The organism is Promicromonospora kroppenstedtii DSM 19349, from assembly GCF_000515355.1.
GTDB classification, from domain to species: Bacteria; Actinomycetota; Actinomycetes; order Actinomycetales; family Cellulomonadaceae; genus Promicromonospora; species Promicromonospora kroppenstedtii.
Window position 1 is genome coordinate 25,551 of record NZ_KI911741.1, and the last position, 3,850, is coordinate 29,400.

Below are 3,850 nucleotides of genomic sequence, written 5' to 3' on the forward strand. Positions count from 1 at the left end.
GGGCGCGGCCGGGGCGGGCGCCGCGGGCGCCGACACGTAGCTGTGGGCGCCCGGGCCCACGCCCCACCAGTCGTCGCCGCGCCAGTACCCGATGTTGTGCCGGCACTCGTGCCCCGCGCGGGACCAGTTCGACACCTCGTACCAGCTCAGCCCGGCCTCGGTGAGCAGGTCGTCGGCGAGCTCGTACTTGGCGGCCTGGTCGTCCTCGTCGGGCAGCGTCACCTCGCCGCGTCGCACCTGGGCCGCCATCTTGGTGCCCGGCTCCACCACCAGGGCGTACGCGGACACATGGTCGACGCCGGTGGCCAGCGCCGCCTCGACGCTGGTGCGCCAGTCGTCGAGGGACTCGCCGGGCGTGCCGTAGATGAGGTCCAGGGACACGTCCAGGCCGGCGTCCCTGGCCCACCGCACTACGTCGGGGATGCGCAGCGGGTCGTGGGTGCGCTCCAGCGTCGCCAGCACGTGCGGCACCGCGGACTGCATGCCGAACGAGACGCGCGTGAAGCCGGCCTCCGCGAGCACGCGCAGCGACTCGGGAGTCACGGAGTCCGGGTTGGCCTCGGTGGTGACCTCGGCGTCCTCTGCCAGGCCCCAGGCGTTCCGGATGCCCGTCAGCACGCGGGCAAGGTCCTCGGCGGGCAGCATCGTCGGGGTGCCGCCGCCGAAGAAGACGGTCGACACCGCGGCGGGCGAGCGCCCGGCGTCGGCCAGGACGCGCCGCGCGAGGGAGACCTCACGCAGCGCCGTGGTCGCGTAGGCCGCCTGGTTGGCGCCGCCGCCCAGCTCGGACGCGGTGTACGTGTTGAAGTCGCAGTACCCGCAGCGCACCGTGCAGAACGGGACGTGCACGTACACGCCGAACGGCTCAGCGGTGGCGACCCGCCCCGACGGGCGCGCCCAGGTCGGCAGCCCGCCGTCGTCGGGCACGGGGATGCCGGAGGGAAGTGCGGGCACCTACTTCTTCTTCTCCTTGGGGGCCGCGGCGTCGGAGGAGAGCGCCGCGATGAACGCGTCCTTCGGCACCTCGACGGAGCCGATGTTCTTCATGCGCTTCTTGCCCTCCTTCTGCTTCTCCAGCAGCTTGCGCTTACGGCTGATGTCACCGCCGTAGCACTTGGCGAGCACGTCCTTGCGCATGGCGCGGATGGTCTCACGGGCGATCACGCGCGCGCCGATGGCCGCCTGGATCGGCACCTCGAACTGCTGGCGCGGGATGAGCTCCTTGAGCTTGGCCGTCATCATGACGCCGTAGGAGTAGGCCTTGTCCCGGTGCACGATCGCGCTGAACGCGTCGACCTGCTCGCCCTGGAGCAGGATGTCGACCTTGACGAGGTCGGCAGCCTGGTCGCCGGACGTGTCGTAGTCGAGCGACGCGTAGCCGCGCGTCTTGGACTTGAGCTGGTCGAAGAAGTCGAAGACGATCTCGGCGAGCGGCAGGTGGTAGCGCATCTCGACGCGGTCCTCGGACAGGTAGTCCATACCCTGCAGGTCGCCACGCTTGGACTGCGACAGCTCCATGACGGCGCCCACGAACTCGGCCGGGGTGAGGATCGTGGCCTTGACGACGGGCTCGCGGACCTCCTTGATCTTGCCCCCGGGGAACTCCGACGGGTTGGTCACCTCGATCGTCGTGTTGTCCTCCATCGTCACGTCGTAGATGACGTTCGGGGCCGTGGAGATGAGGTCGAGGTTGAACTCGCGCTCCAGGCGCTCGCGCACGATCTCGAGGTGCAGCAGGCCGAGGAAGCCCACACGGAAGCCGAAGCCGAGGGCCACCGACGTCTCGGGCTCGTAGTTGAGCGCGGCGTCGTTGAGCTTGAGCTTGTCGAGGGCGTCGCGCAGGATCGGGTAGTCCGAGCCGTCGATCGGGTACAGGCCCGAGAAGACCATCGGCTTGGGGTCGCTGTAGCCGCCGAGCGCCTCGGAGGCGGGCTTGGCCGCGTTGGTCACGGTGTCGCCGACCTTGGACTGGCGCACGTCCTTCACGCCGGTGATCAGGTAGCCCACCTCGCCGACGCCGAGACCCTTGGTCGGGTGCGGCTCGGGCGCGCTGACGCCGATCTCCAGGAGCTCGTGCGTGGCCTTCGTCGACATCATCGCGATCTTCTCGCGCGGGTTCAGGTCGCCGTCGACCACCCGCACGTAGGTGACCACGCCGCGGTAGGTGTCGTAGACCGAGTCGAAGATCATGGCGCGGGCCGGGGCTCCCGGATCGCCGACCGGGGCCGGGACCCGCTGCACGATGCGATCCAGCAGTGCCTCGACGCCCACGCCCGTCTTGCCGGAGACCTTGAGCACGTCCTCCGGGTCGGAGCCCACGAGGTTCGCCAGCTCCTCGGCGTACTTCTCGGGCTGGGCCGCCGGCAGGTCGATCTTGTTCAGGACCGGGATGATCTCGAGCTCGTTCTCCATGGCCAGGTACAGGTTGGCCAGGGTCTGCGCCTCGATGCCCTGCGCGGCGTCGACCAGCAGCACGGCGCCCTCGCACGCGGCGAGCGACCGGGAGACCTCGTAGGTGAAGTCGACGTGGCCGGGCGTGTCGATCATGTTCAGGGCGTGCGGCGTGCCGTCGAGCTCCCACGGCATGCGGACGGCCTGGGACTTGATGGTGATGCCGCGCTCGCGCTCGATGTCCATCCGGTCCAGGTACTGGGCGCGCATGGCGCGCGCGTCGACGACGCCCGTGAGCTGGAGCATGCGGTCGGCCAGGGTCGACTTGCCGTGGTCGATGTGCGCGATGATGCAGAAGTTGCGGATCAGCTCGGGCGCGGTGGCATTCGGCTGGATGCGCGCCGTGAGCGCAGGACCGGGGATGGGCAAAGCGTTCTCGCTCCGTCGTCAGATGATGGTCAGGATGGGCGGGGCCAACCGTCATTCTCCCACGTCCCGTGCGAGCGGGGCGCGGTCGTGCCTACGGTCGGGGAGCAGCGACCCCGATGGACGGAGCAGAACCATGACGCACCTGACCAGCCGGCAGGTACTGGCGATCGTGACCAACTACGGCGTCGAGCAGGACGAGCTCCTGGTACCCGTACGCCACCTGCGCGACCACGGCGCTGTGGTGACCGTGGCAGCCGCGCAACCCGGCGACGTCCGCACTCTCGTGGGCGACGAGAAGCCGGGCGACACGGTGCAACCGGACACCACGATCGACGCCGTGGACACTGCAGGGTTCGACCTGCTGCTGGTGCCCGGGGGCACCATCAACGCCGACGCCCTGCGGCTGCGGCCGGAGGCGGTGGCCGCCGTGGCGGAGTTCGCCACCTCGGGCCGGCCGGTCGCGGCGATCTGCCACGGCCCGTGGGCGGTCGTGGAGGCCGGGCACGTCTCGGGCGCGACACTCACCAGCTACCCGTCCCTGGCCACGGACGTGCGCAACGCCGGCGGGACCTGGGTGGACGAGCCGGTGGTGCGGGACGACGGCGCGGGCTTCCCGCTGATCACGTCCCGAACGCCCGGCGACCTGCCGGCGTTCCTGCGCGAGATCGACGCGGTGCTCGAGGGCTGAGCCCCGGCACCGCGCCGGTCCCGTCAGTCGGGCGGTATCAGGCGGGCGTACCCGCTGTCGTACGCGGCAGGAGGCGCCGCAGCACGTCGGCGAGGGTCACCACGCCGAAGTCCGCCGCGGGACCGTCCGGACCGTCGGCGTCCGAGCGCGGCACGACGGCCAGGTGGTTGCCCGTCTCGCGCATGCTGGTCAGCGCGGTGTGCAGCGGCACGTCCGCGGCCAGCTCGAACACGGGCCGGGTCACGTCGGTGACCGGCGCGTCGTCGGCCAGCAGGAGCGTGTCGCGCACGTGCACCACACCCTCCGGCCGCCCGCCGGCGCCCTGCACCAGGATCCGCAGGT

Annotated in this window: 4 protein-coding genes; 1 reads left to right on the top strand and 3 read right to left on the bottom strand. The window is 70.9% G+C overall.

Annotated elements, in window-relative coordinates; genetic code table 11:
- A partial coding sequence (gene hemW / locus PROKR_RS23515; RefSeq protein WP_084800640.1) for a radical SAM family heme chaperone HemW occupies positions 1-954 on the bottom strand: 954 nt, incomplete at its 3' end.
- Entirely contained in the window at positions 955-2,820 is a 1,866-nt protein-coding gene (lepA, locus tag PROKR_RS23520; RefSeq protein WP_036968363.1) for a translation elongation factor 4, read from the bottom strand.
- Positions 2,821-2,953: 133 nt separating this feature from the next.
- Between lepA and PROKR_RS23525 the strand changes: the two genes are divergently transcribed.
- The gene (locus tag PROKR_RS23525) at positions 2,954-3,508 is read left to right on the top strand and encodes a DJ-1/PfpI/YhbO family deglycase/protease (RefSeq protein ID WP_036968365.1); all 555 of its coding nucleotides are present in this window, start codon (positions 2,954-2,956) and stop codon (positions 3,506-3,508) included.
- 37 nt (positions 3,509-3,545) lie between these two features.
- Here the strand turns inward: PROKR_RS23525 and PROKR_RS23530 are convergent.
- The coding region (locus tag PROKR_RS23530) for a CBS domain-containing protein (protein WP_036968367.1) at positions 3,546-3,850 on the bottom strand (305 nt) is incomplete at its 5' end.